Below are 22,823 nucleotides of genomic sequence, written 5' to 3' on the forward strand. Positions count from 1 at the left end.
GTTGTTCAGCCGCGCGACCAGATGACGGCCCCGCCCTCGCTGATTTGGATGCGCGGATGCTCCCCGGCGAGGTCGACAAGGACCTCGAGCTCGTCGGTGGGGGAGGAGGCCCGGTAGCGGTAGCGCTCGTTTGTCAGCTCGATCGGGATCGTCCTCGCCCTCGTGAGCCAGGGGCGCGCTCGGCGCAGGGCGATGAGTTCGCGGTGGGCGGACAGGACTGCGGCAGCTTCGGGCCCGAGGGCCTCGTGAGCCAGGGGAAGGGCAGGCCGGATCGCGTCGTCACCGCCGGGGCGCTCCTCTTTGACTCCGGTCGCTGCGCGCTCGTCCCCGTAGTAGATCGAAGGCGTGCCTCCCACCGTCATGAGGATCGCGAGGGCGGCGACAGCCCCCTGCGGCCCGAGGGTTGACGCGATGCGCGTGACATCGTGATTGCCGATGAAGGTCTGCGGGACGAAACGCTCGAGGAACTCGTTGTGACGGCTCAAGGTCCAGTCGAGCTCGAAGAAGTTCGTCGACTGGAGGGAGGACCAGATCGACTTCCACAACTCGTACTGCGTGAGCGTCGAGAGGGTCCCCGCTTCGACGAGCGCCGGATAGTCGCCGTGGATGACCTCGCCGAGGATGTAGGCCTGGGGGAAGCGAGCGCGGACCCGCGAAAGGACCTCGTGCCAGAACGCCGGGTCGACCGAGTACGCCGCGTCGAGCCTCCAGCCGTCGATGCCGCGCGCGAGCCAGTGCGTCATGATGTCGGCGACGTAGGCGATCGTCTCGTCATGGGAGTGATCGAAGCGGACGAGATCATGGTGCCCTTCGAAGTACCACGGGTACGGGCCCGACCAGTCGATGTGCAAGAGTCGGCCGGCCCACGAGTCCGGGCCTTCGGCGAGGGCGCGGGCGAGGAGGGGGTGGCGGTCCCCGACGTGGGAGAAGACCCCGTCAAGGAGGAGGCGAAGGCCGCGCTCGCGGCAGGCGGTGATGAGTGCGCTGAAGTCCTCCTCGTCGCCGAGGCGCTCGTCGATCGTGAAGTAGTCGCTTGTGTCGTAGCCGTGGGTGCTCGACTGGAAGATCGGTCCGAGGAGGAGGCCGCTCGCGCCGATGTCGAGGGCGGTGTCGAGGGAATCGGTGAGTCGGCGGAGGCGGTGGCCGGGCGTGCGCTCGGAGCGAATGGGGGCGCCGCACGCGCCAAGGGTGTAGACATGCCACCAGATCGTGTCCTCGCAGGACTGCACGGCGCCTCCTAGTGAATCTCATTCAATAACTGCTGGTGACTCTAGTTCACTTCCGCTATGCTGGCAATATGTCGCGCACCGATCGCACCCCGAGACGGCGCCTCGACCCCGACGCCAGGCGCAGCGCCCTCCTCGCCGCGGCCACGGCGGCCTTCGCCGCACAGCCCTACGATGCCGTCACCCTCGCCGCCATCGCGAAGGACGCCGGAGCCTCCCCCGCACTCCTCTACCGCTACTTCGAGGGGAAAGACGCCCTCTACGCTGCCGTCCTCACCCAGACCTTCGACCGGCTCGCCGAGCGCCACGACGCCGAAATCGACGCCCTCGACGACAACACGCCCGCGCGCGACGCCGTCGCACGCCTCATCCACGTGTACCTCGACGCCGTCAAAGCAAACCCCACCGCACTCCTTGGGCCACGGCATTCCGGCGGCGCTGAACCCGCCGCAGCCGCCCACGTTCGTGCCCAGGCGCGCACGGCCGGCGTTGACCGCCTCGCCACCGTCCTCGCCCCCGCCACAAGCCGCAGGCACGACATCGCCATCCTCGGCGCCCTCGGCTTCATCGAAGCCGCAGCACTCACCTGGGTCGAGGACGGCTGCCCCGAATCCGACCGCTGGCCAATCGTCGAGGCCGCGCTCGGCGCCCTCGAAGGAGCCCTCGGAGACTGGGCGGCATGAGCGGATCCTCACACCGCCCCCACTCCCATTTGCCCGCCGCCGCCGGACGGTGTGAATGTGAAGAGATGAACGATGAGGACACTCCCGCCCCCAGCCGCGCCTTCGTGCCGCTCTCCACCCTCATGGCCTTCATCGCCGTCCTCACGATCTCGCCCTCAATGCGAGCCGGGGCGACCTCCCTGGGCCCCGTCCTCGACGCGATCGAAACGGCCTATGGGATCGGACAGATCGGCTCCGGGATCCTCTCGGCCCTCCCGTGCCTCGTCTTTGCCGCCGTCGGCGCGCCCGCCGTCCCCCTCGCCACGCGCTTCGGACTCACCCCGACACTCGTCGGCGGCATGCTCATCTCCACCATCGGACTCGCCCTCAGACCCTATGTAACGGGCTACGCCGCCTTCATCGCCCTCAGCGTCGCCGCACTCATCGGCCCCGCCCTCGCCAATGTCATCGTCCCCGCCTGGGTGAAGCTCCACAAGGCCGGACGAGCAGTCCTCCTCCTCAGCGTCTACGGGACGCTCCTGCCCCTCGGAGGCGCGGCCGGCTCCGCCCTCTCCGCCCCGATCGCCGGCGCGGACGGTGCACAATGGCGGACCGCCCTCGTCATCTGGGCACCCCTCGCCGCGCTCGCCGTCGCCGTGTGGGCGTGGGCCCAGCGTTTGACCGGACGTGACATCCCCCCGATCGCCGCGCCGCACGGCGGGACGCGCGCTTCGCTACTCCGCTCACCGACGGCGCTCGCCCTCATGACGATGTTCGGACTCCAATCCTTCAACGCCTACGTCCAATTCGGTCAGCTCCCCGTCATCCTCGCCTCCCTGGGAATCGAGCGCGCAACGGCCGGGGCAATGGTCGCCGCGATCAACCTGTGGGCGATGCTCGGCGGCCTCCTCATCCCCAAAGTCGTCGATACCTCGACGCACCTGCCCCTCATCGCCGGCTCCTTCGGCATCATCACCGCCTCGGGCTACCTCGGCCTCCTCCTCGCGCCGCTCGCCGCGCCCTGGCTGTGGATCTGTCTCCTCGCGATCGGCGGCTTCGCCTTCCCCCTCGGCATTGCCCTCATCCCCGCTCGCGCGCGAACGGCCGCGACGACCGCCCGCCTGTCAGGAATGGTCCAGCCCGGCGCCTACCTCCTCGCCGCCATCGGCCCGATCGCAGTCGGCATCCTCCTCGAATCGACCGGCTCGACGACCCATGTCCTCTGGCTCCTCATCGGCGTCGCGCTCCTCATGGGCGCGATCGGCGTGCGCGCCGCCCGACCCGGATACGTCGACGACGACATGGAGCGGGGCTGAGCACTACCGCCGCGATGGGGGCGCAGTGTCCTCACGTGCTGAGTGGCGCGTGTCCTACGCCTTCGATGCGGACGGCGCGGCCTTTGCCCCGTCGGCGTCGACCGCGATGGGCGGCCCGTGGGCGCCGGCCTGTAGGGGCCGTGGGGACCGAGATCGAGGAATCCTGCGCCGGCGGCTCGTCAGCTGTGTGCCGGCGTGCGCGACGAAGCAGGACGGCTTCACGCACGAGGTAGAGGGAAATCGCGAGGACCACCACGGTGAGGATGAGAGCCCACCAGGGGAAGTGAGGCAAGCCCGAGGCATTCCCGGCCTTGTCGAGGTCGGCGGCGGGAGTGGGGAGCACGCGTTCGCCCGTGACGAGGATTCGGTGAGTGTTGATCCCTAACGGGGTGCAGGTAATGAGGGTGACGAGATCGCGACCTTCCTCAACGAGGACCTCCTCGCTGGCGTCCGGCTCGACGACTTTCGTCGAAATGACCCGATAGGTGAGGACTTCTCCGAAGACTTCGATCGTGAAGGTGTCGCCGATGGTCACCTTGTCGAGATTCGTGAACATGGTCGCGCTCGCCATCCCTCGGTGAGCGCTGATGACCGAGCGGGTCGAGGTGCCGCCGACGGGCAGCGATGTGCCCTCGAGGTGTCCTGCGCCCTTGAGGAGCGTCTCATCGGATGTGCCGTGATAGACCGGCAGGTCAACATCGATTTTCTCAATGCGCAGGCGAGCCATGAAGCCGTCATCCCCGGCATTGAGTTCCTGCGCGTAGGGGGCGATCCTCTCGAGGTCGGTGCCCTGGGGGAAGGATCCGGTACCGGAGGGTATCCGCTCATTCTCCCCGAGGACAGCACCCGAGGCGAGGGCGGCGTTGTAGCGCCGGGCCATTGCGAGCTGCTCGTCCTTTGTCGGCTTCGCCCGGTCGACGCGATCCGTGTAGGTCGCGATGAGATGCGATTGGTCCCACTGGGCCTTCCAGCTTGCTGCGCTCGGATAGATGAGGAGTCCGGTCCCAAGGAGCAGGAGGACGGAAGCGACGAGCGCATTGAGGAAACGCTTCATGGATGCTCCTTCTCGCGGCACGTAGGCGAAAAATGGTGACGAGGGCACGGGGACGGATCGTGATGACGGACAAGCGGTGGTGGGCTCGCGCTCACCACCGCTTGTCCGGGCAGCGGCGTGACATCCCCCTCAGGGGATCCTCACACCGTCATGCGTGCTCTCAGGCGTCCTTGCGGCGCTTGTTCACGAGGATGAAACCGAGGGCCATTGCGAGGACCGCGATGCCACCGATGGTGAGGAGGACCTTGCCGTTCGCGCCGGTGAGGGGCAGCTTCGGACCGTGCTGCGGCGTGTTGACGAAGTTGTCAACCTTATCGAGCGTGTAGGCGCCCGGCTTGATGGTGACCTGCTTCGCAGTGCCATTGAGGGTGAATCCAGCAGGAGCCTGGGTCTCACGAAGGTACACGGTGCGCTCGGTGGCGCGATCGCCCTTGCCGATGTAGATGCCGGGGAAGTTGACCACACCATTGTCGTCCGAAGTGGCCTTCGCAAGAACGGTGGTGCAGGCCTCATCGGCGCAGATCTCGAAGACCGCGCCCGACAGGGGCTTTCCGGGGGTCTGCGCGTCAACCTTCGTGAACTGGTACTGCCCGTACTTCGGATCCTCCTTCGGAACAATCGGCGGAGTATCCGTGTTCGGGTCGAAGTCGATAAAGGGATCGTAGTCGCCATCGACCGGGAACGCGCCGTTCTTCACAACGCCGCCGTCGGGAAGGGCATTGAGGGTCGTCTTCAGCGTGAAGGTGACGACATCGCCGGCCTTGAGGGTGGAGAGAACCGAAGACGCAAGCTCAATACGGACATTCTTCGCCGGGGCGCTTCCGGGCTTCACCGTGAACTGAGAGGCATTGAGAGACTGACCGCCGACGGAAACGGTGGCAGAACCCTCAACGTAATCGAGGTAGCTCTGGAGGTAGTCGACGACGCCGAACTTCGAGGGAGCGTTCGCAGACACCTTGCTCGTAATGGTCCAGGGAATCTCATCGCCAATCGCCTTGAGATTGGTGTCGTCGGCTTCCTTCGTGCCGGGCGTGTTCACGTCATTCTTCGGGTAGACGTGGACGTTGGTGATCCACTTGCCATCGGCATTCGGATAGGGGACCGTGACGAAGAAGGGGGCGGCCTTCTTCGTGACCGGATTCGAGCCGGCGTCCGTCTCCTGGACGAGGTACACGCCGATCGGGAGGTCCGCGAAGGTCGCGATGCCCTGAGCGTTAGTGGTCTGCGAAGTGGAAGCGCCCTGGGTGTAGGTCGTGGATCCGCCAGAGATTGTCTTCGCCTGTTCGTTGAAGGTCAGCGACGTCACCTTCTCCCAGTCGGCGTTCTTCGTGAGATCCAGTCCAGTGACGGGGGTGACCGAGAAGGTCACGCCCTCGAGGGGCTTCGCCGCCGGTCCGGGGTTGAGCTCCGTGCCATCACCGGCTTTTGTCGCCGTAGGTGTGTTCTCGTACTTGTGGATGGTGAGCGAGCCCGGCGTCGTCGGCATATCGCCCTCCGCCGCGTAGGCAGCGCTCGTCAGTGACGTGCTGCCAAAGAGCAGCGCCACGACGAAGGCGAGAGCGAGCGCGAAGGCGCGCCTCACGCCCATGGATCGTTCGGCCATGAGATTTCCTTCCGTAGTGAAACTCGGTCCTGTGTCGATCATCCGAGTCGGTGTGCGTACCTGCGTCCAAGTGGGATGAGGAGGAGTGCGAGGCCCCCGAAGAGAACCCCCGCTCCTGCGATGAGGAAGGAATCGCGTCCGAGTCCTCCGGTCAGTGGCAGCGCAGGTGCTGTGCGCTGCTCGTTGAGGATCGCATCGGCACCTACAAGGGTGTAGGGCTCTTGCGAATCAAGAGTGATCTCGTGAGGAGTGGCATCCAGAATGTAGCCACTCGGTGCGGAGACCTCTTGAAGTGTGTAGGTGCCGACCGTGAGATTGGTGACCGTCACGACCCCTGCACGAGGATCGGTATCGGTCTGACCGGAGCAGCCGGCCGGATCGGTGGCGACGCAGTCCGCGAACTCGAGGACAGGGCCGGGCTGGCCGTCTCCAGCAGTGGGTCCACTAAGTGTCCATTTCGCCCCCGACAGGAGCGCGCCACTTCCGGGTGCGTCCGAGGTTTTCGCGCGCTTTTCGAAAGTGAGCGTCGCGCGAATGGGCTCATTCGTCAGTGTCGCCGTGACGTCCGTGCCGGAAATTGTGACGGCAAGGGGGGGCCTCGGCGCGGATGTAGCCGCTTGGTGCTGCAGTTTCTTCGATGAGGTAGCGACCATCCTTGAGTTCCGACCACACGACGAGGCCCGTGTCCGGGGTCGTCACGGTTCCGTCCGTACCTGCTGCAGGAGTCGCACCCGTGGTGATGAGCGTGTCGGTGCCGGCGTCGATCGTGCCGTTGCCATTGGTGTCGGCCCACAGGCGCACAGCGGCACCGGCCAGGGCGGACGCATCCTTGGCGTTGACCTTCGTGAGCGAGAGGGAATGCTGCGGCACATTGTTGGTGAAGGTGCACGACAGGTCCACTCCGAGCCAGGTGGACTGCGGGACGGTCACATCAATGCTTGCCGTGGTCTCCGTGACAGAGAGGTCGTCCTTCGAGGCCGAGAATACGATCGCGCCGTTTCCGTCGACGCATTGGAAACTCGGTGAGTAGCTGTTGAGGCCTTTCTCCCTGTTGATCGTCTCCGTGAATCGGAGTCTTTCTCCCGCAGTGACGGGAATCGGGCCCGCATAGGCTGATTGAACGCCGAGGTCAGTGCCCGCGGTCGTCGAAGAGTGGAGGAGTGCTCCGCTCGCCGAGAATACGGACAGAGTGAACTGATCGGTCGCGGACTGACGATTGACAATGTTCTTGTGCAGGGTTGCGCTCGGAACCCATGCCATCGACCCGGCCATGTCGACCACCTGCGTGTTGTAGAGCGAATACACGCACTGGGAGGTAGTTTCCGCAGGGGTGAAGGAACTGCCTGAGATTGGCTTGCCGGCATTGGCGGTGAGAGGATTCCACACCTGGTTGAAGTCCGTCGATGCCATGCACAGGCTTGGCGAGGTCGAGACGCTTCCAGTCGATCTGCGCGTGAGAACTGCGCTGTCGATCTTTCCGACTCTTGTTGCGGAATCTCCATTCGGGGACACTTGATGGATGTAGGACGAACCGTCGGAAAGATTCGAGGTGATGATCGTCCCATCGCTCAACGCGGCGAATCCGGTCGTCGCGCCGATGGTGTCGTATTTCTGTGCTGCAGTGTTGTAATCGCCAGTTTCCGGCAGCGTGATCGTCGGAAGCGAGAAGGAAGGGAGAAGACCCCCGGTCGCGCTCGCAAGATCCGATGAGCGAATAATGCTCATGCGCGCATAGTTGAAGGTGTTGACGACCGTCGCCGCAGAGGTGACAACGAGTGAGCCGTCGCGGGTGAAGGCGATATCACCGCTGGCTGCGTCTACGGTGTTTCCGTTAAAGATGATGGGATCAATCAGAGCCTTGCCCAGGTAGGTCGGTCCCGTTGAATCCATGTGGTAGATGTGCAGGTAAGCCGTCTTCGAGGCGTCCATGACGACCGAAGCGAAGTAGTACTTTCCATCGACGGGATTGACGGCGCCCATAGGAACCGCCTGAGCGCGACCACTGACTTCCGGCGGAACGGTCGTTTTGTCCAGGGAGAACTCTGCACCATATTTCGACCAGTAGCTCTCGCCCTGGCCGAGCCGGTAGACCTGATAGCGACCAACCTTCCCGACCTTCGTCGTGTCGTTGTTGATGCGCAGCATCGCGTAGTAGCTGCCGTCCTCGCTCGACGCGAGGGCGTTGTAGTTGATGCCGGGAATTTGGTACCAGTTCTTCGTATCGAGCGTGCTGCCGTGATCCGAGCGCACAGCCGGTACTGGGTTCGTGCTGACTGCCTTCTTTGTCGGCGCAGTGATGGTCGAGTTGATTGCCGGAAGATAGGGAAGCGCCGGAGCGATCTGTCCGTTGGCGTCGAAGTAGAGGATCTCACCGGTCGAGGTGAGGAAGATGAGCTGTCCGGACTGATCGGCGTTCAGGGTGGTGCTCGATGCGGCTGCCGGCGGGGCGTAGACCGTGGAGACGAGGACGAGGAGTGCGCTGATGAACGCTGCGCCCAGTGCCATCGCTTTTGTCCACACAGGTGTACCCACAGAGCCTCCCCGAGGTATTCGTTGACGGTGCTGCCGTTGCCGGCTGGTCCGGCCGTGTCCGACGCGATGATTATTTAAAAACATAGAAAACATAGAGCAGGATCGATTCCTTGGCAAGTTCAAGCGCTTTCCGTCACGTTTCGCGCCAGGTTAAAGAAGACCGCAGAATAGAGCCCAAAAGTCCCATCCTGCACAAACGTGCACAATCTGGAAGGTGTATCTGGTCTTCTGTTGCGCTCCCCGAGATTCTGGGACCATAGCGAGCGTTGAGAGCGTCGGGAGGCGTGTGGGCGGGGAAGTGGGCCGTCGAAGTGTGAAACGCGCCATGAATAACAAGTGGCGCACGCTCTCCGCAGGGGGTAGTCTTCCATATGCATCAACATCAATTGATGCGCAGGGTTGTTACTCGCAATGAGGCAAGACCTGGGAACACGCACACGCGTGGGCCCGGGTCTTTTTTGTTGCCCGAACCGCCCGCAGTCCTCATCAACAGCTTCGGCTCGCCATCGGGCCGGAAAGAAAGGATGGACAGGGATGTCCACCGACACGCAGATCGCTCAAGCGGTCCTCACCGGGATCGGCGGTCCGGGCAACATCACGAGCCTCACGCACTGCGCGACCCGACTCCGCTTCGAACTCGTCGACGCCTCGAAAGTCGACGCCGACGCCCTTGACGCCACCGAGGGCGTCCTCGGGGTCGTCCCCCAATCCGGCGACCGCTACCAGGTCGTCATCGGCGGCGGCGTCGCCGGCGTCTACGCCGCAATACACTCCCTTCCTGGCATGAGGCAGGCCGCAGTCCTCACCGACGCCGAGGTGAAAGCCCAAGCCCGCTCAAAGGCCCGCGGCAGGTTCGCCTGGCTCGACTCCTTCTTCGAATACCTCTCCGACTCCTTCCGCCCGATCCTCGGAGTGCTCCTCGGCGCCTCCCTCATCATCGCCTTCGCCGCCGTCCTCGACGCCCTTGAACTCGTCGACTTCCGCGCCGCCGACAAAGCCGCCTCCTGGGTCTTCGTCGACGCCCTGTGGCGCGCCGTCTTCTACTTCCTCCCGATCATGGTCGCCTACAACGCGGCGAAGAAACTCGAGATCGACCCCTGGCTCGGCGCGACCATCATGGGCGCGCTCCTCACGCCGGAATTCCTCTCCCTCTCGAACACCGAACGCTTCCCCGACCTCAGCTGTACGACGAACGAGCTCCTGGGAACCCAGGACTGCACGGCCCGCATCTTCGGCCTGCCGCTCCAGCTTAACGACTACGGCGGCAACGTCTTCGTCCCGCTCATCATGGTCGCCGTCCTCGCCCTCGTCTACAAGGGGCTCAAGCGGCTCATCCCCGAGAATCTCCAGATGGTCTTCGTCCCCTTCATCTCGATGGCCGTCATGACCCCCGTCACCGCCTTCCTCATCGGTCCGATGGGCGTGTGGCTCGGCAACGGCCTCGGCGTCGGCCTCGCGTGGATGAACGGCCACGCCCCCTTCGTCTTCGCGCTCATCATCCCGATGGTCTACCCCTTCCTCGTCCCGCTCGGACTCCACTGGCCGCTCAATGCGCTCATGCTCGTCAACATCCAGACCCTCGGCTACGACTTCATCCAGGGCCCCATGGGCGCATGGAACTTCGCCTGCTTCGGCGCGACCGCCGGCGTCCTCTTCCTCTCCATGCGCGACAGGGACGTCCAGATGCGCCAGACCGCGACCGGCGCCCTCGCGGCGGGCCTCCTCGGCGGCATCTCCGAGCCTTCGCTCTACGGCATCCACCTGCGCTTCAAGAGGATCTACCCGCTCATGCTCATCGGCTGCTTCGCGGGCGGCCTCGCTATCGCGATCCTCGGCCTGCCGAGCGGAGGCGTCACCACCGGCGCCTTCGCCTTCACCTCACTCCTCACGATTTCCGTCTTCGACCCGATGTGGGTGTACGCGATCGCGATCGGCGTCGCCTTCTTCACCGCCTTCGCCCTCGTCGCGATCTTCGACTACCGCACCGCCGAGCAGAAGGCCCCCGCCGCCGCGCTCAGCACGAGCGCCCCCGCGGCCGCAGCCGTCGCCGAGGACGAGGGCGGGGCCGGCGCACCCGAAGAGGCCGAGCCGCTCGAGCCGACCACCGCCCTCCTCGCCCCCGTGCCCGGACGGGTTATCTCGCTCGCCGAGTCCGGCGACAAGGTCTTCGCCTCGGGCGCCCTCGGCGCGGGTGTCGCCATCGTCCCGAGCTCGGGGACGATCGTCGCCCCCGTGAGCGGCGTACTCGCGACCGTCGCGAAGACCGGGCACGCCTTCGGGATCAAGACCGCCGACGGCGTCGAGATCCTCGTTCACGTCGGCATCGACACCGTCCAGATGGACGGCGACGGATTCGACGTCAAGGTCGTCAAGAAGCAGGAGGTCTTTGCCGGAGAGGTCCTCGTCGAGGTCGACCTCGCGAAGATCGAACAGGCCGGATACGCGACCACTACGCTGATGACAGTGACGAACACGAAGGCGATGCGGACCGTCACGCCCCTCGTCGGCTCCACCGTCGAGGCCTGTGACCCCGTCATCGACATCCAACGCTGACCGCCCCGCCGAAGCGCCCGGAAAGGAGGATCACGTCATGGAGCTGCTCCGCGTCTTCAACAACAACGTCGTGCTTGCGCGCCGCGGCGACGGCGTCGATGTGATCCTCACCGGGCGCGGCCTCGGATTCCAGGCCAAAGCCGGTGCGCCCGTCGACGAGTCGAAGATCGTCAAGGTCTTCGTCCCCGCCGACGGGCGCGACCCCGACCACATGGGTCAGCTCCTTGCGGACATCCCGCCCGAACACATCCAGATGGTCGTGGCCGCGATGCGCGAAGCCGGGATCCCCGACGCGCAGAGCCCGACACTCGTCCTCGCCCTCGCCGATCACCTCGGCTTCGCCCTCGCACGCGCGCGGGCCGGCCAGATCGTCGAGTACCCGCTCACAGGCGAGGTCGTCAACCTCTACCCGGATGAGTACGCGAAGGCGGACGCCCTTCGCAGGGCCCTCGGCGCCCGCGCGGACGTCGGCCTCCCCGAGGCCGAGACCACAGCCTTCACCCTCCATCTCGTCAACGCGGGCTTCGCGAGCGGCGACCTGTCCTGGACCTACACGATGACTGGCGTCATCCAGCAGATCCTCGAGATCGCCGAGACCGGGCTCGGCCTCGCCGTCGACCCCGCGTCGATCAGCGCCGGGCGCTTCATCACGCACCTGCGCTACCTCTTCGTGAGGATCCGGAGGGAGGATCAGCTCTGCGACCACACCCTCGCAGTCGTCCAGTCGATCGTCGACTCCTACCCCCGCGAGCACGACTGCGCGCGGACGATCGCCCGGCTCATCGAACTCCGCCTCGGCACCGCCTTGTCGGACGACGAGATCGCCTACCTGACGCTCCACCTGGCCCGACTGTCCGGGCCCGAGCACAGGACCTGAGACCGGCCCCTCAGGCTGAAGACTGAAACGGCGCCCCGACGTCCTTCCGGATCGTCGGGGCGCCGCCGTTCCTGCGTCCTGTGAGCGCCTCGCCGATCAGGCGTCGACGCCCTGCGCGGCGATCTGGCGGCGCGCCACGTCGATGCGTTCGCGCAGAATGCGGATGAGGGCCTGGGAGACCTGCGGGTGGGCGGCGATCCACTCCTCGCCCGCCGCGACCACGTCGACGCCCTGCGCATAGCCCGCGATGAGCGAGGGGAACATGAGGGTCACGAGGTCTTCGGCGATGTGGAAGGTGTAATCGGACCAGACGCGCTCGAGCGATTCGAAGTACTCGGGGACGAAGGCCGCGTAGGCCTCAGGAGCGGTGCGCGCCTGGGCCCAGAAGCCCGAGATCATCGCCCAACGGGTGTCGTTCGGGATCGACTGATCCGTCATGACCGCATCGAAGGTGGAGCGCCTGACCGACTCGTCCATGACGGCCGCGCGCGCCGCGGCGGCGTTCTGACGGCCGGTCATCGTCCCGTCCTCGGCCTCCAGAGCGGCGATCTCAGCCTCGCCGGCGACGCCGCCGCGGACGAGCGCGGTGAGCAGCGTCCACCGGCAGTCGAGGTCGAGATCGAGGCCGTCGAGGGTTTCCTCGCCCGTGTAGAGGCGGCGGATCGTCTCGAAGTGCTCGGGCGCTGAAGCGGAACGCGCTGCGGCGCGCACGAGCATCGTCTGGGCGTCGGAGCCGGAGGGGGCGGTGTGCGCGAGCAGGAGCAGGCGAGCGGCGACGTCGTTCAGCGCCCGGGCGCGGGCCGAGGGCGCGACGAAGGTGCGCACGGCCTCCTCGATGTGACGGATCGTGAGCTCCAGGAGCTGCATGTTCGACTCGACGGGGATCGCGGCCAGAGCGAGCTCCAGATAGTCGCGCGCGGTCATCTCGCCATCGCGGGTCATGTCCCACGCGGAGGCCATGACGACGCCGCGCGTGAGGGAATCGGTGAGCGAAGCGATGTTCCGGGTGGCGAAGGCCAGGGAATCGGCGTCCATTCGGATCTTCGCATAGGCGAGGTCGCCGTCGTTCACGAGGATGAGGTCCGAGCGGCGCAGGCCCCGGGCCGCTCGGACCGGCGTGCGCTCGCCGTCGACATCGAGCTCCTCGCGGAAGTCGAGCGACAGGGCGCCGGAGTCGTCGAGGGAGTAGCCGGCCACCGCCATGCGGTGCGGGCGCAGCGAGGAGCCCTCGGAGAAGGACTCCTGGAGGACGGCGAGTTCGGCGATGGCGCCGTCCTCGTCCACCGTGATCTCGGGGCGCAGCAGCGTGACCCCCGCTTCCTCGAGCCACACCTTCGACCAGGCCGTCAGGTCGCGGCCGGAGGCCTTCTCGAGCTCGCCGAGGAGATCGGCGAGCGTGGCATTCGCGTAGGAGTGGGCCGTGAGGTACTCGTGCAGGCCCGCGAAGAAGGCGTCGCGCCCCACGTAGGAGACGAGCTGGCGGAGGACGGACGCGCCCTTCGCATAGGTGATGCCGTCGAAGTTCACCTCGACGTCCGCGAGGTCGCGGATCTCAGCGGTGATCGGGTGGGTCGTGGGGAGCTGGTCCTGACGCAGGCCCCAGTCCTTGCGGAGCATGAACCCGGTCCAGGCGTCGACGAACTCGGTGCCCTCGGCGAGGGCCAGGTGGCTCATGAACTCGGCGAAGGACTCGTTGAGCCACAGGTCGTTCCACCACTTCATCGTCACGAGGTCGCCGAACCACATGTGGGCGAGCTCGTGGAGGATCGTGTTCGCGCGGGTCTCGAGCTGGGCCTCGGTCGGGCGGGTGCGGAACACGTAGGCGTCGCGGAAGGTCACGCAGCCCGCGTTCTCCATCGCGCCCGCGTTGTACTCGGGGACGAAGATCTGGTCGTACTTCGTAAAGGGGTAGGCGATGCCGTACTGCTTCTCGAAGAAGTCGAAGCCCTTGCGCGTCGTATCGATGATGCGCTCCGCGTCGAGGTGCTCGAGGAGCGAGGCGCGGCAGTACACGCCCAGGTCGATCGTCCTGCCGTCGGTCGAGACGAGGGAATCGGTCACGCCCTCGTAGGGGCCCGCGACGATCGCGGTGATGTAGGTCGACATGCGCTCGGTCTGCGCGAAACGGTAGATGAGCGCGTCACCCGCAGTCTCGGGCTCGGGCGTCGGCGCGTTCGAGAAGACCTTCCACCCCGCGGGGGCCGTCACGGTGAAGGTGAAGGTCGCCTTGAGGTCGGGCTGCTCGAAGGTCGTGTAGACGCGGCGGGCGTCGGGCACTTCGAACTGGGAGTAGCAGTAGTCCTTCCCGTCGGCCGGGTCGGTGAAGCGGTGCAGGCCCTCGCCCGTGTGCATGTACTGGCAGTCCGCATCGACCTCCAGCACGTTGCGCTCGGCCAGATCCGTCAGCGCGATGCGGTGGTCCCGGTGGATCCCGACCCCGAGCTCCTCGCCGTTGAGGCGGATCGAATGGACATTGGCCGACACGAGGTCGGCGAAGGTCGACGAGCCCGGCTCCGCGGTGAACTCGATGCGGGTCCGTGAGCGGAAGTCGGTGTCGCCGGTGGTGAGGTCCAGCTCGATGTCGTAGTGAAGGACCTCGACGATCTGAGAGCGGGAGGAGGCTTCTTCACGTGTGAGGTTGAGGCCGGGCATGGGGTACCTTTCACTGGCGGATGGGAGCATTCGCGGATAAGTGTCGAGCGCATTTTCGCATTCTGGCCGCTTTCGCGCACCTCGGCGGGTTTCCTCGGATCACCAGATCCGAACGCGCTCGCTTCGCGGCAGGAACATCCCGTCGCCTTCAACCGTGGAGTAGGCGGCGTGGAATGCGTCGATATTGCGCAGGATCTGGTTGCAGCGGAACTCGGCGGGGGAATGGGGGTCGACCGCGAGCATCTGGCGCGCGAACTCGGGCCGCGATGCGGTGCGCCAGGCCCTGGCCCATGCGGTGAAGAACCTTTCGGGGCCGGTCAGGCCGTCGATGACGGGAGCGGTTTCGGGAGTCAGGCCCATCCGCTCGAGGGCATTCGCCCAAGCGCTCCACGCGATCGTCAGGCCCGCGAGGTCGCCGATGTTCTCGCCGACCGTGAGCGCGCCGTTGACGGTCGGCGCGTCCTGGCCCGCCAGGTCCTTGGGCGTGAGGACGTCGTACTGCGCGATGAGGGCCGCGGTGAGCTCCTCGAAGCGTGCGCGATCGTCCTCGTCCCACCAGTTCTCCAGGTTGCCCGCAGCGTCGAAGCGCGATCCCTGATCGTCGAATCCGTGGCCGATCTCGTGGCCGATGACCGCGCCGATCGCCCCGAAGTTCACGGCGTCGTCGGCCTGCGGGTCGAAGAAGGGCGGTTGGAGGATCGCCGCGGGGAAGACGATCTCGTTGAGCGGGGGGTTGTAGTAGGCGTTGACCGTCTGCGGCGTCATGAGCCATTCCTCGCGGTCGACGGGTTCGTTCAAGCGGGAGAACTCGCGCTGCGTCTCGAAGGAGCGGGCCGCCGCGACGATGTCGACGAGGGTCTCGGCGCCGCTGAGGTCGAGGCCGGACATGTCGCGCCACTTCGGCGGGTAGCCGATCTTCGGGCGGAAGGTCGCGAGCTTGGCCAGAGCCTTGGCCTTGGTCTTCTCCCCCATCCACGCGCACTCGCGAATGGCGCGGTCGTAGGCGGCGAGGAGCTCCGTGACGAGGGCGTCCATGCGCTCCTTCGATTCGGGCGGGAAGTGGCGGGCCACCCAGACCCTGCCGAGGGATTCGCCCGCGAGGGATTCGATGAGTCCGAGGGCGCGCTTCCAGCGCGGGCGGAGCTGGCGGGTGCCCGACAGGGTGCGCCCGTAGAAGTCGAAGTTCTCCTCGACGAAGGGGGAGGAGAGCAGCGGGGCCCGCGCATCGAGGAGCGATGCCTTGAGGAACAGGGCGCGTTCGGCCTCGGGCGTGTCGGCCCAGATCGCGGCGGCCGCTGTGAGGAAGTCGGGCTGGTCGACGTTGACGAGGGCGGTGGGGGCGATGCTGAGCCCGGCGGAGGCGGCCCAGGCGTCCCAGTCAAATCCGGGCGCGAGTGCGACGAGTTCGGCCCATGCCATCTGGTTGTCGGAGAGCAGCGGGTCCCGGTTGGACACCGAGTCGCGGTGGTGGGAGGCGAAGCGGGTCTCCAAGGAGATGAGGGCGCGTGCGGCTCGCGCCGGATCCGGCGCGAGCCCGGCGAGTGCGAGGAGGCGTTCGATGTGGGCGGCGTAGGCCTCGCGGATGTCGGCGTAGTCGTCTTCGCGGTAGTAGGACTCGTCGGGCAGGCCGATGCCGGACTGGACGAAGGTGAGCATCCTGACGTCCGAATCGTGGGGGTGGGTGCCGACGTAGACGCCGAAGAAGGATCCCACGCCCTCGGCCATGAGGCGGCCGCTGAGCGCATCGAGTTCGCCGGTCCTGGCGGCGGAGTCGATGAGGCCGAAGGAGGGGCGCAGCGGGTCGAGCCCCTTGGCCTCGACCCCGGCCTCGTCCATGAAGGCCGTCCACAGGCTCGCGATGAGCGGGGCGTCCGCATCGTCGAGGGCGCCCGCGGCGGCGTCTTGGGCGATCTGGCGTCCGCGTTCCTCGGACAGGTCCCGCAGTGCGTGGAAGGCGCCGTCGATGGGCCGGTCGGCGGGGATCTCGTGTTCGCGGATCCATCGGCCGTTGACGGAGCGGTAGAAGTCGTCCTGGGGGCGGACGGAGGGGTCGGTGCTTGCGGGGTCGAGGACTCGGGCGCGGATCTCGTCGGTCATGGCGACCACTCTATAGAAGGGCGACCGAAGGGGCATTTTCGCAAGATGCGAGGGCTGCAATTCGGGTGAAAACGGGGGGATTCCGTTGGGTTTCGGGCCTTTCGGGTGCGAATGGGTAGGAGGGCTGCGGGAGCTGATGCACATATGTGCAACGCGCCTGAACAATACGATCAGAAGGCATCTCAGACGGCACTATTGGAGAGGCGAAGGGGCCGGCGCGGCCGTGCCCGACTTCAGACTCTCGAAGGGAACTAGGGTGAAGACGATCAACACCGACGTTGTCGTCATCGGCGGCGGCTCGACCGGCGCGGGCGTCGTCCGCGACGTCGCGATGCGCGGTTTCAGGGCCGTGCTCGTCGAACGATACGACATCGCGCAGGGGACATCGGGCCGCTTCCACGGGCTCCTCCACTCGGGCGGGCGCTACATCGCATCCGACCCGGAATCGGCCACCGAATGCGCCGAGGAGAACCTCATCGTCAAGAAGATCAACGCCAACGCCGTGGAGGACACCGGCGGGCTCTTCGTCGTGACCTCCCAGGACGACGAGGAGTACGCGGACAAGTTCCTCGAGCGCGCAGCCGCCGCCAAGGTGCCCGCGCAGGAGATCTCGGTCGCCGAGGCCCTCAAGCGCGAACCCCGGCTCGACCCCAAGCTCAAACGCGCCTTCGAAGTCCTCGACGGATCGGTCGACGGCTGGCAGATGGTCTGGGGCGCCATCCGCTCCGCGCAGGCCTACGGCGCGCAAGTGCTCACCTACCACAAGGTGACGAACATCGAGCGCGAGGGCGACGCCGTCTCCGCAGTGGTCGCGCACGATCTGCGCACGGGCGAGGACGTGCGCATCGAGTGCTCCTTCGTGCTCAACTGCGGCGGCCCCTGGGCCGGACAGATCGCCGCCCTGGCCGACTGCCACGGCGTCGACGTCGTTCCCGGCGCGGGCATCATGGTCGCGATGAACTTCCGTCTCACCCAGACGGTCCTCAACCGCTGCATATGGCCCGCCGATGGCGACATCATCGTGCCGGATCACCCGGTCTGCATCATCGGCACCACCGACCTCAAGGCCGACGACCCCGACAAGCTCGCCATTCCCGCCGACCAGGTCCAGCAGATGCTCGACGCCGGCGAAGCGATGATCCCCGGCTTCCGCAAGGCCCGCCCGCTCCACGCATGGGCGGGCGCGCGCCCCCTCGTCAAGGATTCGCGAGTCGCCGCCACCGACACCCGGCACATGGCCCGCGGCATGAGCGTCATCGACCACAAGTCGCGCGACGGCGTGGCGGGCCTGCTCACCATCGCCGGCGGCAAGCTCACGACCTACCGCCTCATGGCCGAGCGCATCGTCGACATCATGTGCGATGAAATGGGCGAGAAGCGCGAGTGCCGCACCGCCGGCGAAGCCGTTCCCGCAGCCTCCGATCACCGCCTCTACACGATCGGGCACCGCCTCGAATCCGTCGAGCACGACAACGCGGCCCCGAGCCACGACCAGATCATCTGCGAATGCGAACTCGTCACCCGCGCGATGCTCGAGACCACGATGGATCTTCTGCCCGGCGGGCAGCTCGACGACGTGCGCCGTCAGGTCCGACTCGGCATGGGCCCCTGCCAGGGCGGCTTCTGCTCGCAGCGCGCCACCGGCATCGCCCACGAGCGCGGCGACATCGACTCGGTGAAGGCCAACGAGCTCTTCCGGACCTTCTTGAAGAACCGCTGGATCGGCCTGTGGCCGATCGTCTACGGCAAGCAGCTGCGCCAGACCGCCCTCGACAACTGGATCCACGAGGGAGCGCTCGACGTCGAGCACCTCCCGAGCGAAGAACTCGACACCGTGAAGGAGGACGTCCGATGAGAGACGCGGTCGTCATCGGCGCGGGCCTCGCAGGCCTCGCCGCCACCCTCCGCCTCGCCCGCGGCGGAGCGAAGGTCACCCTCGTCACCAAGGGCCTCGGCGGACTCCAGCTCTCCCAGGGGACGATCGACGTGCTCGGGTACTCCGAAGCGCGCATCGAGGATCCGCTCAGGGCGATCAGCGAGCACGTCTCGACGCGGCCGACCCACCCCTACACGCACTTCACCCCCGAATTCGTCGGCGAAGCGGCAGCATGGCTCAAGGAGGTCCTCGGCCCCGAGCTTCTCCTCGGCGACCCGCACGCGAACGTGCTCCTCCCGACCGCCCTGGGCGCGCTCCGCCCCACCTGCCTCTACCAGCCGTCGATGGCGGCCGGCATCCCGCAGGCGGGGCGCTCCTACGCGATCGTCGGCCTGCGCCGCCTCAAGGACTTCTACCCGGCGCTCATCGCCGAGAACCTCTCGCGCCAGCCCGGCCCCGACGGCGAGCCCATCACGGCGCGCTCGATCATGGTCGACCTCGAGATCCGCAAGGACGAGGTCGACACCACCGGGACGAACCACGCGCGCGCCCTCGACGACCCCGCCATGCGCGCCGAGCTCGTCGCGACGATCAAACCGCACCTCAACGAGGGCGAGATCGTGGGCCTGCCCGCGGTCCTCGGCCTCAACGATCCGGGCGCCTGGAAGGACATCGCCGATCGGCTCGGACACGAGGTCTTCGAGATCGCGATGCAACCGCCCTCGATCCCCGGCATGCGCCTCAATCAGGCGCTCACCGCCCTCGTCAAGAAGGAGGCGCGCTTCATCCTCGGCTCCGCCGTCACCGGCGTGGAGGCCGAAGACGGGGCCGTGAGGGCCGTGACGATCTCGACCGCCGGGCGCCCGACGCGCATCGAAACGAAGAACGTCGTCCTCGCCGGCGGCGGCTTCGAATCCGGCGCGCTCGACATGGACTCCTACGGAACCCTCTCCGAAACCATCCTCGGACTCCCCGTCCTCGCGGCCGAGGGCCAGCTCCTCCACGGGGACTTCTGGGGGAGCGACCAGGCGGTCTTCCTCGCCGGCCTCGAAGTCGACGACGACATGCACCCCCTCGGCGCCGGGAAGGCGCCCGTCTACTCCAACGTCTACGCGGCCGGCGGGAACCTCGCCGGAGCGACCCGCTGGCGCGAGAAGTCGGGGGAGGGCATCGCCCTCGCCTCCGCTCTGCGCGCCGCCGACCAGATCCTCGGGAGCCTCAAATGACCATCGAAGCAGCGAACGTTCTCGGCCTCGCCGATGAGGACTTCGGCCTCCGCGCCACCCTCGACTCCTGCGTGAAGTGCACGATCTGCGAAACCCAGTGCCCGGTCATGAGGGTCACCGACCTCTTCCCCGGACCCAAGTACTCCGGCCCGCAGGCCGAGCGCTACCGCAAGGAGGGGCGCATCGTCGACTCCTCGATCGACTACTGCTCCTCCTGCGGCACCTGCACGCTCGTGTGCCCGCAGGGCGTCAAGGTCACCGAGATGATCCACCACGCCCGGACCGACATGAAGAAGGAGAAGGGCATCCCGCTGCGCGACCACCTCATCGGTCGCACGGGATTCATCGGCACCGTCATGACGCCCGTCGCGCCGATCGCGAACTGGGCACTCGATGTCAAGCCGATCCGCATCGCCATGGAGAAGGTCATCGGCGTGCACCGCTCGGCCCCCATGCCGCGCGCCGCCGGCAGGACCTTCGAGGGCTGGTTCAAGAAGCACACCCCGCTTCCCCAGGCCGGCACCAAGGGGCAGGTCATCTTCTTCCACGGATGCGCGGGCCAGTACTTCGAGGTCGAGACCTCGATCCACTCCGTGCAGGTCCTCGAGCACCTCGGCTACGAGGTCCTCGTCCCCCCGCACGGCTGCTGCGGCCTCGCCCTGCAGTCCAACGGCCTGTACGACGAATCGCGCAAGTACGTGTCGAAGCTGACCAACGACCTGCGCAAGGCCAATCGCGACGCCCCGATCATCTCGGCCTCCGGTTCCTGCGCGGGCATGCTCCGCCACGAGGCCCACGAGATCCTCGAGATGGATACGCCCGAGCTCGAGGACGTCGGCTCGCGCATGTGGGACATCTGCGAATTCCTCATGCACCTGCACGAGAAGGGCGAACTCGACCTGGACTTCCAGCGCATCGACGCGACGATCCCGTATCACGCGCCCTGCCAGCTCAAGTCCCAGGGCCTGGGCCTGCCCGCCGTCGAGCTCATGGAACTCATCCCGGGCATCACCGTCGAGGAGTCCAACCAGCCCTGCTGCGGCATCGCGGGGACCTACGGCATGAAGAAGGAGAAGTACGACATCGCCCAGGCCGTGGGCAAGCCCGTCTTCGACTTCATCAAGCAGGTGAACGTCGAACTCGCGGCCTGCGACACGGAGACCTGCCGCTGGCAGCTGCGCACCGCGACCGGCGCGAACGTGGTCCACCCGATCTGGCTGATCCACAGGGCCTACGGGCTCCACTGAGCCGCGGTCTCGCCGAAGCGCTTCGGCGCCGGAGGCGCATGAGAGCAGGGGCGCCGCCTCCCGTCGATTCGGGAAGCGGCGCCCCTGCTCGTCGCGTATCGGGCGGAGACGAGGCGGGGCCGGGCCTCGATTCGGTCTCGATAAGGCGAAGAGCTTCCGCGCCCTGAGCAGAAACGGAAGAATTGGGGCCACCGCTGAGCTCGAGGAGGAGCAATGACACCCCGGAAGTTCTCACGTGCCGCCGTTCTCGCTCTGCTGCTTGCCGTCGGAGCATCGGGATGCGCCGCCTCGGACGGTTTCCCGCCCGCGGAAACCGGATACGCGCGGCAGGGGATCGAGGCATCCCCGGATTCGGCCAAGTCGCAGGACGCATCACCGCTGGCCGCGACTGATGAGGCCTCGCCCGCTAAGGCCTCGCCCGCAGTCGCCCCGGTCGTCATCGTCACCGGACAGCTCGACATCGATGTCAAGGATCCCCGCTCGGCGCTCGAAGCTGCCTCCGGCATCGTGACCGGCGCCGGAGGCAGCGTCGCGACCACCGAGTTCTCCGCCTATGCGGATGCGCCCACGGCGTATGCGACCCTGAAGATCCCCGCCGACGCCTTCGACCGCGTCCTCGACGAGATCAAGAAACTCGGCGATGTCACGACGGAATCGACCTCGTCCACCGATGTCGGTGCGGAAGTCGCCGACCTCGATGCCAGGGCGAGCGCCCTCGAGACCTCGATCGCACGGCTGAGCGAACTGATGAAAACGGCCCAGCACACTGCGGATCTCCTGGAGGCAGAACGTGAGCTCACCAGCCGTCAGGCCGAGCTCGACGGCCTCAACGCCCAGCGCGCCTGGTACGCGGATCGAGTCGCCTTCTCCACGCTCGACCTCCGCTTCCGTTCCACCTCCGCGCTCCCCTCGGTGACGGAATCCATCTGGGAGCGCTCGTGGAACACCTTCCTCGACGGGATCGACGTCATCGCCTTCATCCTCATCATGATCCTGCCCTGGCTGCTCCTTCTCGTCCCCCTCGGCGTCCTCATTTGGTTCCTCACGCGGAGGATACGCAAGAGGCGGGCCGAGAAGCGGGCTGCGGCGCACGCGCATACCCTGGAGGTGCACGAAGCGCCCGAGAGCGCAGACCCGACAGGAGATCAACCATGACTGAAGTCATTCGCCGCGCCGTCGTCACCGGGGCCTCCACAGGGATCGGGGAGGCGACGGTCCGTGCGCTCCGCGCGATCGGCTGGGACGTCATCGCCGTCGCCCGGCGCGAGGATCGCCTCAAGGCCCTCGCCGAGGAGACCGGATGCGGCTACGTCGCGGCCGACCTCAGCGACGGGCGCGCGGTGGAGGACATGGCCCGCGAGGTGCTCGAAGAAGGCCCGGTCGATGCGCTCGTGAACAACGCGGGCGGCGCCCTCGGGGTCGACAGGGTCGCCGATGCCGACCCGGCCCGCTGGATCGCCATGTACGAGCGCAATGCGATGACGGCGCTCCTGACCTCGCGCGCCTTCCTGCCGGGCATGCGTGAGCGCGGCGGGGACATCGTCTTCCTCACCTCGACCGCCGCTCATGACACCTACCCGGGCGGCGGGGGCTACGTCGCAGCGAAGCACGCCGAGCGGATCATCGCGAACACCTTGCGCCTCGAGCTCGTCGGAGAGCCGGTGCGCATCATCGAGATCGCCCCCGGGATGGTGAAGACCCCGGAGTTCTCACTCAACCGCCTCGGCTCCGAGGAGGCCGCCGCAAAGGTGTACGAGGGCGTGGCGGACCCCCTTGTCGCGCAGGACATCGCGGACGCCATCGTCTGGACGCTGACGAGGCCCGCGCACGTCAACATCGACTCGATGATCGTCCGGCCGCTCGCCCAGGCCTCGAACACCCTGGTCGCTCGGAAGGCCTGAA

The 22,823-nt window shown here is 66.8% G+C and carries 16 protein-coding genes; 9 read left to right on the top strand and 7 right to left on the bottom strand.

Annotation, left to right across the window (positions count from 1 at the left end; all coding sequences use genetic code 11):
- Positions 1-5 precede the first annotated feature (5 nt).
- A complete protein-coding gene (locus tag HD592_RS05345) occupies positions 6-1,229 on the bottom strand; it encodes an alpha-amylase family glycosyl hydrolase (RefSeq protein ID WP_184452405.1) in 1,224 nt (407 codons plus the stop codon).
- Between the two features lie 68 nt (positions 1,230-1,297).
- On the opposite strand from HD592_RS05345, the gene HD592_RS05350 reads away from it, so the two are divergent.
- On the top strand, positions 1,298-1,909 hold the full coding sequence (locus HD592_RS05350) for a TetR/AcrR family transcriptional regulator (protein ID WP_184452406.1): 612 nt from the start codon (positions 1,298-1,300) through the stop codon (positions 1,907-1,909).
- Between the two features lie 65 nt (positions 1,910-1,974).
- The gene (locus HD592_RS05355) at positions 1,975-3,204 is read left to right on the top strand and encodes an MFS transporter (protein WP_184452407.1); all 1,230 of its coding nucleotides are present in this window, start codon (positions 1,975-1,977) and stop codon (positions 3,202-3,204) included.
- Between the two features lie 31 nt (positions 3,205-3,235).
- Here the strand turns inward: HD592_RS05355 and HD592_RS05360 are convergent, their stop codons facing one another.
- The 4 genes from HD592_RS05360 to HD592_RS05375 all read right to left on the bottom strand — a co-directional run bounded on the left by HD592_RS05360 (position 3,236) and on the right by HD592_RS05375 (position 8,366).
- Positions 3,236-4,258 carry a class C sortase gene (locus HD592_RS05360; protein WP_221437823.1) on the bottom strand — a complete coding sequence of 341 codons (1,023 nt, stop codon included), beginning with the start codon at positions 4,256-4,258 and terminating at the stop codon, positions 3,236-3,238.
- Between the two features lie 160 nt (positions 4,259-4,418).
- Complete coding sequence (locus HD592_RS05365) at positions 4,419-5,861, bottom strand: SpaH/EbpB family LPXTG-anchored major pilin (RefSeq protein WP_184452408.1); 1,443 nt, start codon at positions 5,859-5,861, stop codon at positions 4,419-4,421.
- A gap of 38 nt (positions 5,862-5,899) precedes the next feature.
- Positions 5,900-6,190 (bottom strand): prealbumin-like fold domain-containing protein, encoded by a 291-nt coding sequence (locus tag HD592_RS12595; RefSeq protein WP_425503081.1) that lies wholly within the window; start codon positions 6,188-6,190, stop codon positions 5,900-5,902.
- 211 nt (positions 6,191-6,401) lie between these two features.
- Positions 6,402-8,366 (bottom strand): prealbumin-like fold domain-containing protein, encoded by a 1,965-nt coding sequence (locus tag HD592_RS05375; protein ID WP_221437824.1) that lies wholly within the window; start codon positions 8,364-8,366, stop codon positions 6,402-6,404.
- Positions 8,367-8,927: 561 nt separating this feature from the next.
- On the opposite strand from HD592_RS05375, the gene HD592_RS05380 reads away from it, so the two are divergent.
- Together HD592_RS05380 and HD592_RS05385 are read left to right on the top strand one after the other, a co-directional pair.
- On the top strand, positions 8,928-10,946 hold the full coding sequence (locus tag HD592_RS05380) for a glucose PTS transporter subunit IIA (RefSeq protein WP_184452411.1): 2,019 nt from the start codon (positions 8,928-8,930) through the stop codon (positions 10,944-10,946).
- 37 nt (positions 10,947-10,983) lie between these two features.
- Positions 10,984-11,823, top strand: coding sequence for a PRD domain-containing protein (locus HD592_RS05385; RefSeq protein ID WP_184452412.1), 840 nt, complete (start codon positions 10,984-10,986; stop codon positions 11,821-11,823).
- 96 nt (positions 11,824-11,919) lie between these two features.
- Here HD592_RS05385 and pepN read toward each other — a convergent pair whose 3' ends face one another.
- Together pepN and HD592_RS05395 are read right to left on the bottom strand one after the other, a co-directional pair.
- Complete coding sequence (gene pepN / locus HD592_RS05390) at positions 11,920-14,475, bottom strand: aminopeptidase N (protein WP_184452413.1); 2,556 nt, start codon at positions 14,473-14,475, stop codon at positions 11,920-11,922.
- 99 nt (positions 14,476-14,574) lie between these two features.
- Complete coding sequence (locus tag HD592_RS05395) at positions 14,575-16,572, bottom strand: M13 family metallopeptidase (RefSeq protein WP_184452414.1); 1,998 nt, start codon at positions 16,570-16,572, stop codon at positions 14,575-14,577.
- 256 nt (positions 16,573-16,828) lie between these two features.
- Between HD592_RS05395 and glpA the strand changes: the two genes are divergently transcribed.
- From glpA to HD592_RS05420, 5 genes are all read left to right on the top strand, one after another.
- Positions 16,829-18,427 carry an anaerobic glycerol-3-phosphate dehydrogenase subunit GlpA gene (gene glpA, locus HD592_RS05400; protein ID WP_184452415.1) on the top strand — a complete coding sequence of 533 codons (1,599 nt, stop codon included), beginning with the start codon at positions 16,829-16,831 and terminating at the stop codon, positions 18,425-18,427.
- Entirely contained in the window at positions 18,424-19,674 is a 1,251-nt protein-coding gene (glpB, locus tag HD592_RS05405; RefSeq protein WP_184452416.1) for a glycerol-3-phosphate dehydrogenase subunit GlpB, read from the top strand. The genes glpA and glpB overlap by 4 nt, the downstream gene beginning before the upstream one ends.
- Positions 19,671-20,921: an anaerobic glycerol-3-phosphate dehydrogenase subunit C gene (locus tag HD592_RS05410; RefSeq protein WP_184452417.1), complete on the top strand. Its 1,251-nt coding sequence runs from the start codon at positions 19,671-19,673 to the stop codon at positions 20,919-20,921. The genes glpB and HD592_RS05410 overlap by 4 nt, the downstream gene beginning before the upstream one ends.
- A 213-nt stretch (positions 20,922-21,134) precedes the next feature.
- On the top strand, positions 21,135-22,076 hold the full coding sequence (locus HD592_RS05415; protein WP_184452418.1) for a DUF4349 domain-containing protein: 942 nt from the start codon (positions 21,135-21,137) through the stop codon (positions 22,074-22,076).
- Complete coding sequence (locus HD592_RS05420) at positions 22,073-22,822, top strand: SDR family NAD(P)-dependent oxidoreductase (protein WP_184452419.1); 750 nt, start codon at positions 22,073-22,075, stop codon at positions 22,820-22,822. Before HD592_RS05415 ends, HD592_RS05420 begins: the two co-directional genes overlap by 4 nt.
- Position 22,823: the final 1 nt, after the last annotated feature.

Source organism: Schaalia hyovaginalis (assembly GCF_014208035.1).
Classification (GTDB): domain Bacteria; phylum Actinomycetota; class Actinomycetes; order Actinomycetales; family Actinomycetaceae; genus Pauljensenia; species Pauljensenia hyovaginalis.